Annotated in this window: 5 protein-coding genes; 3 read left to right on the top strand and 2 right to left on the bottom strand. The window is 72.7% G+C overall.

Translation table 11 applies throughout. The annotated features are described in order from the left end of the window. Positions 1-273: 273 nt before the first annotated feature. Complete coding sequence (locus VFE05_12580) at positions 274-3,096, bottom strand: CHAT domain-containing tetratricopeptide repeat protein (protein ID HET6230900.1); 2,823 nt, start codon at positions 3,094-3,096, stop codon at positions 274-276. Between the two features lie 365 nt (positions 3,097-3,461). Between VFE05_12580 and VFE05_12575 the strand changes: the two genes are divergently transcribed. After that, the gene (locus VFE05_12575; protein HET6230899.1) at positions 3,462-3,731 is read left to right on the top strand and encodes a hypothetical protein; all 270 of its coding nucleotides are present in this window, start codon (positions 3,462-3,464) and stop codon (positions 3,729-3,731) included. A gap of 301 nt (positions 3,732-4,032) precedes the next feature. Next, a complete protein-coding gene (locus VFE05_12570) occupies positions 4,033-5,115 on the top strand; it encodes an NADH:flavin oxidoreductase/NADH oxidase (GenBank protein ID HET6230898.1) in 1,083 nt (360 codons plus the stop codon). Between the two features lie 135 nt (positions 5,116-5,250). Here VFE05_12570 and VFE05_12565 read toward each other — a convergent pair whose 3' ends face one another. Beyond that, positions 5,251-5,442, bottom strand: coding sequence for a hypothetical protein (locus VFE05_12565; GenBank protein HET6230897.1), 192 nt, complete (start codon positions 5,440-5,442; stop codon positions 5,251-5,253). Positions 5,443-5,667: 225 nt separating this feature from the next. On the opposite strand from VFE05_12565, the gene VFE05_12560 reads away from it, so the two are divergent. Further along, the coding region (locus tag VFE05_12560; GenBank protein HET6230896.1) for a helix-turn-helix domain-containing protein at positions 5,668-5,947 on the top strand (280 nt) is incomplete at its 3' end.

Genomic DNA, 5,947 nt, shown 5'->3' with positions numbered 1-5,947 from the left:
CCGCTGTTGGGATCGGTGTTGCTGCACCCGCGCTTCTGCATGACCACGAAGCTCTCTACGGCCAGCTCGCCGAGCCGGTACCGCCTGGCCACGCCTTTTCCGGCCGCGACCTTGGTCATGGTGGCCTCCTCCATGGTGACGAGGTGATCGTGCGATGACTGCCGGCCGGCGGATGCACGCCGGCCGCCCTCTGGCCGGGAGCGCTTCTCCCCCGACCCGTTCCTGACGTTCGCCGAAGCGCAAGCAGCTTCCTTCGCCGGGCCGGGGGCGGATTCAGCCGGCGCCTGCGAGCTGGAACGCCGCCCAGAAGACGGGCGGCTCCATCCCCGCGGTGCCGCGCACGTCCGCCTGCGCCCGGCGCAGCGCCTCGGCCTTGCCAGGACCGTCCGCATCCCCGAGCCAATGCCGGTAGAAGCCGCGCATCAGGGCCTCGGTGGCGCGGTCGCTCACGCTCCACAGCGAGACCATCACGCTGCGGGCGCCCCTGGCCAGGAACGCTCGCTGGAGGCCTACCGTGCCCTCCGCGTCCTGCACGCTGCCCAACCCGGTCTGGCAGGCGGAGAGCACGACCAGCTCGGCCCGCATGCGCTCCGGCCGCGAGAGCACCTCCGCCACGGTGAGCAGCCCGTCCTCCCCGCCGCCGGGAGCGAGGGCCACGAACGAGTCGCGGGCCCGTTCGCGCGACGCATACGCGAAGCCGTGCGTGGCCAGGTGCACCAGCGGCGCCCGCGGGAGCCGGGCGGCCACGGCCTTCTCGCCCGCGGCGGCGCCGTGCAGCACGGCGGCGTGCAGGCGCGCCGCTACCTCGTCCGCCTCCCGTCCGGCGCCGGGAAGCGGCTCCAGCTCCACCTGCTCGCCCGTGTACGTGGTGACCGTGGGCATGGCCGGGTCGCCCACCACCAGCGCACGGGCGAACTCGCCGCGCGAAACGCGGGGCCGGGCCTGGGCCTCGCCGAGGGCGGTGAGCGAAGGCGCGTAGCGAAGGGGATTCCGCGCTCCGAGGTAATCCCCGCCGGGCAGCCGGAGCGCCGCGAACGGCACCAGCCCGAGCACTCCCGCCGGGACGATCACGACCTCGCCGCCGGGGGGGAGGCGGGAGGCGACCGGCTCCGGAAGGAGGAAGCCGGCGAGCCGTTCCATGGCTCCACCGTGCGGCACCGCGACCGGGACCGGGGGCCTCTCCAGAGCCGGCGCCCGGCGGGCACCCGCGCCCGCGCCGCGCGCCGCCGCGTCGTCCGCGCCGATCTCGGCGCGCGCGGCCCCCACCCACGCCGCCAGCGAATCTCGCCTCACGGCCGAGGCGAAGAGGAGGAGCGCACCGGAAGGAGGAACCACCCAGCGGAGGAGGGTGTCGCCGGCGAGCTGGTAGACCAGGATCGTCCCGCCCGTGCGGCGCGCCCTGGCGAGCAGCGCCCCGCCCTCCGCGGCCAGGTCGGCACCGGGCCGGCGGATCGCGCCCGGCCCGCCGTCTGCCGGGCGGCTCCGGACGCCCGCCCGCCGCATCAGCTGGACGAGCAGCTGCCCCCGGCCCCGCTCTCCCGCCGCCAGCGCCGCGAGCCGCGCCCGGCTCGCTCCCGCCTCGCGCTCCCTGGCGAGCCACGCCAGCGTCCAGGCGCCGGACGGGCCGGACGTGGTCCCCACGTACACGAGCCGGTCGTCGTCCGCGCCCATCTGCGAGAGCACGCGGTCCAGCGCGTACGCGGCCGAGTCGTACAGCACCGTCGCGGTGCGCGCGTCGCCCGCGGCGCTCCCGCTCCGGCCGAGGTTCGCCAGGTCCAGCAGCACGTAGTACTCGTTCCACGTATCGCCCCCCTCGCGGAAGATCCGGAGCGCCCGGCGGTAGTCCGCGCGGGCCGAGTCCGCGTGGCCCAGCCGCGAGTGCGCCACGCCCAGCTCGTCCAGGATCAGCGCCTCGTTGCCGCGCGCGTGGGTGCGGCGGCGAAGCTCCAGGGCGGGGCGGTAGAAGAGGATGGCGGAGTCCGGCCGGCCCTGCTGCATGCTCAGGTAGCCCAGCGACTGCAGCATCCACCCCTGCCCGTGCAGGTCGCCCGTCTCCCGGTACCGGTCCAGCGCCAGCCGCATGTAGGCCGCGGCCGAGTCCGGGTGCCCGGTGAAGCGGAAGTTGTTGCCCAGGTCGGCGATGGCCGTAGCCTCGCTCCAGCGGTCGCCCACGCTGCGCAGCAGCGCCAGCGCCTGGCGGGCGGTGACGGCCGCCGAGTCGAACATGCTCGTGGTGCGGTAGAAGCGGCCGATGTCGGCCAGCGCCATCCCCTCGCCGCGGCGGTCGCCCACCTCGCGGAAGAGCGACAGCGCGCGTCGTGCGTAGATGGCCTGCGAATCGCGCCGTGCCAGCCAGCCGAAGGCCAGGCCGGCGTAGCGGTACGTCCAGGCCAGGCCGCGGGGGTCGAAGGCGGCCCGCTGGAGCGCCGCGGCCCGGCGGTAGTACGCCAGCGCGGAATCCATCCCCGACGCTCCGCGGTGCGCGTCGCCCAGCATCTGCAGCACCTCGCCCTCGCCGCGCCGGTCGCCGGGCCGGCGACGCAGCTCCAGCGCCTTGCGGAGCTGCGGGAACGCCTCCTCCGGTGTCGCCGTCCGCCACATGGCGCCGGCGATCACCGTCCGCGCTCCTGCCTCCACCGCGTCCCACACGGCCGTACGCGTGCCCCGCGGCGCCTGCGACAGCGCGAGCGCCTGGCTCGCCCGCGACCGGGCCGAGTCCGTGCGCCCCGTCTCCAGGTCCACGCGGGCGAGCGCCACCAGCGTCAGCCCTTCGGCGGCATGGTCGCCCGCCGCCCGCCGCAGCGCCAGCGCCTCGCCCAGCGCCGCCGCCGCCGAGTCGTAGACGGACAGCGCGCCGAGCGCCTCGCCCTTCAGGTGCAGCGCCTCCGCCTGCGCGGCGCGGTCCCCGCTTTCCGAGGCGGCGGCGCGCGCCCGCTCCCACAGCCCGATCGCGCGCCACACCGCGCCAGCGTTCTGCTCCCGCCGCGCCGCCGCGCCTTCCCGGAGCAGCCCCGCCGCGGAGTCAGCGCCAAGCGTGCTCTGCGCCGCGGCCACACCCCGCCCAAAGGCGGAGAGCAGAAGGAGCGCAGCCGGCAAGATCGGAAGGAATCGGCCCCCGAAGGAGCACAGGTGGCCCATTGGCCGATCGGAAGGACGGTGGAACTGCTATACGAGAACGGGGGGAGCGGACCCAAAGGCGCTACTTTATGCAGGCTTCTGCACCATATGGGAGCAGTATGCCGATCACAAGAAAACGTTTGATCCCACAACTCGGTCCGGTGCATCCAGTGGTGTGATCGAAACCGCATTTCACGCATTTGGCCGCGCTCGACAGTCGTCTCGCTGCAAGGCCGGCCTCGCGTGGTGCCGGAGCAAATCACGTGGGAAGCGCACCGGCGGGCACATGGGTTGCTCCTGCGGAGCGCCGTGGAAGTCTTGGCATTCCCCAGGGAGCGGAGAGCATGGACAGCGCAAGCCAGGTCGCGGAGATGAAGCAGCTGATGTTCCTGCGCAGGATAGCGGAGATATCCGAGGGGGATCCGGCGCGGTGGGTGCCGACAGGGATACTGGGCGAGGAGCTGGGGCTGTCGTACGAAGAGTCGCTCGCCATCACCGACGCGCTGCGCGAGCAGGGGCTGATCCGCCGCGGCGGCGGGGGGCGCCTGGAAGCGCCGCAAGGTCCCCGCGTGCACATCCTGCCCGAAGGCCTGTCGTTCCTGGAGAAGCACTGAGCCGCGAAGCACCGAGCGCCGGCCGATAGCGCATCACGAGACGACGGGGCTCGGCGGCACGCGCGCCGGGTCTCGGATGCGGAAAGCCGGGCGCCCGATCCGATCTGACTCGGCCGGACGATGTGAGATTCGCACTGGCCGCGGAACCGGTGCGTTCTTGCAGATCGTCGTTTGAACACGCATCTCTCTTCGCGCACCCCGGCCGTGTGACGCATGGCGGCACCCGCGATGCCCGAAGGCAGGGCCGCTCCGGAGCCCTCGGCCGGGGCGCACATGACAACGGACCCAGACAGGAGCACGGATGGATAGCCAGACCGAGACGGGGCTCTTCACGCCGCTGACGCTGCGCGGCATCACTTTCCGCAACCGCATTGGCGTGAGCCCCATGTGCCAGTACTGGAGCCGCGACGGGTTCGCGAGCGACTGGCACCTGGTGCACCTGGGCAGCCGCGCGGTGGGCGGCGCCGGCGCGGTGATCGCCGAGGCGACGGCGGTCACGGCAGACGGGCGCATCTCGCCGCAGGACTTAGGGATCTGGACCGACGCGCACGTGGAGCCGCTCGCGCGGTGCGTGCGCTTCATCCACGAGCAGGGTGCGGTGGCGGGCGTGCAGCTCGCGCACGCGGGGCGCAAGGCCAGCACCTTCCGCCCGTGGCAGGGCAGGGGATACGTGCCGGAGGCCGATGGCGGCTGGCGCCCCATCCACGCCCCGAGCGCCGTCGCGTTCGACGAGGGCGACCCGGTGCCGGAGGCGCTGACGGAAGATGGGATCCGCGGCATCGTCGCGGCGTTCCGCGACGGCGCGCGGCGCTCGCTGGAGGCCGGCTTCCGCGTGATCGAGCTGCACGCGGCGCACGGCTACCTGCTGCACCAGTTCCTGTCGCCGCTCAGCAACCGCCGCACGGACGCGTACGGCGGCTCGTTCGAGAACCGCACACGCATCGTCCGCGAAGTCGTGTCCGCCGTGCGCGAGGTGTGGCCGGAGGAGCTGCCGCTCTTCATCCGCATCTCCGCTACGGACTGGGTGGAGGGCGGATGGGACGTGGAGCAGTCGGTGGAGCTGGCGCGCGTGCTGGGGCCGCTGGGCGTGGACCTGGTCGACTGCTCCAGCGGCGGACTGGTGCCGCGCGCGAAGATCCCCGTGGGCCCCGGCTACCAGGCCGGCTTCGCGGAGCGCATCCGCCACGAGGCCGGCATCGCCACGGCGGCCGTGGGCCTCATCACCGATCCCGAGCAGGCGAACGGGCTCGTGGCCGGCGGCACGGCAGACATGGTCCTCCTCGCCCGGCAGATGCTGCGCGACCCGTACTGGCCCCTGCACGCCGCCCGCCGCCTCGGCGTGAAGATCGCCTGGCCCGTCCAGTACGAGCGCGCCGCGGACTGAACGTCGCCGCATCGGTCGATCGATCTCCGGCGGCCTATCTACCGAAACAGTCGGTGGATGGGACTTGCGGAAGATGAAAAGCCCCGGCTGCTCAGGTGAGAGCGGCCGGGGCCTCGTACATCTGCGTCCACGTCTTTAGCAGCAGAGGTTCGTGACGCGGAAGTCCTCGGCGCGCGGGGTGGCGGGACAGGTCACGTACGCCGTGGCCGGGCACCCGATGCGCGTGCCCACCGCCTCGTGGCCGGCGCCGCGCAGGTCGTTGCCGTGCGCCCCCGTCTCGAACGACTCCACCGCCAGCTCATCCATTTTCAGCCCAAGCTTTGCCATCGTCCGTTCTCCAGCGCGAGAGGAGGAAAGTCCGCAAGTGCGGGTGGTACTTGGAATGCGGCGCGGCAGGTGCTCCGGGGCGGAGATATCTACCGGCTACTTTGCGCCGTCGAAGTAGATTCGCCTGCCGCGGCGCCGCCGTCAAGCGCCTCATACGCATCCTCGCAATCGAACGCCGCGTAGAACATCCTTGCACAGAGTTGATTAAACGATTAACTAAATGTCATGGAAACCGACGCACGCACCGCCGACCTGATCTTGGACGCCGCAGAGACGCTCTTCGCGCGGCAGGGGTTCACGGCCACGACCATCAAGCAGATCGGCTCGGCGGCCGGAGTGAACCCGGCGCTGATCTACTACCACTTCGGCAACAAGGAAGCCCTCTACCGCGAGCTGTTGGGTCGGCTGTTCGGCACCATCGTCACGCAGGGCGGCGGGCTGCTCGACGGCGAGATGCGGCCCGACGCGGCCGTCCGCGGGCTGGTCGAGATGCAGTCGGCAGTGA

It is taken from the genome of Longimicrobiaceae bacterium (genome assembly GCA_035696245.1).
In the GTDB taxonomy this organism is placed as follows: domain Bacteria; phylum Gemmatimonadota; class Gemmatimonadetes; order Longimicrobiales; family Longimicrobiaceae; genus DASRQW01.
The sequence above is the reverse complement of the archived record's forward strand: the minus strand, read 5'-3'. Positions and strand labels throughout refer to the sequence as shown.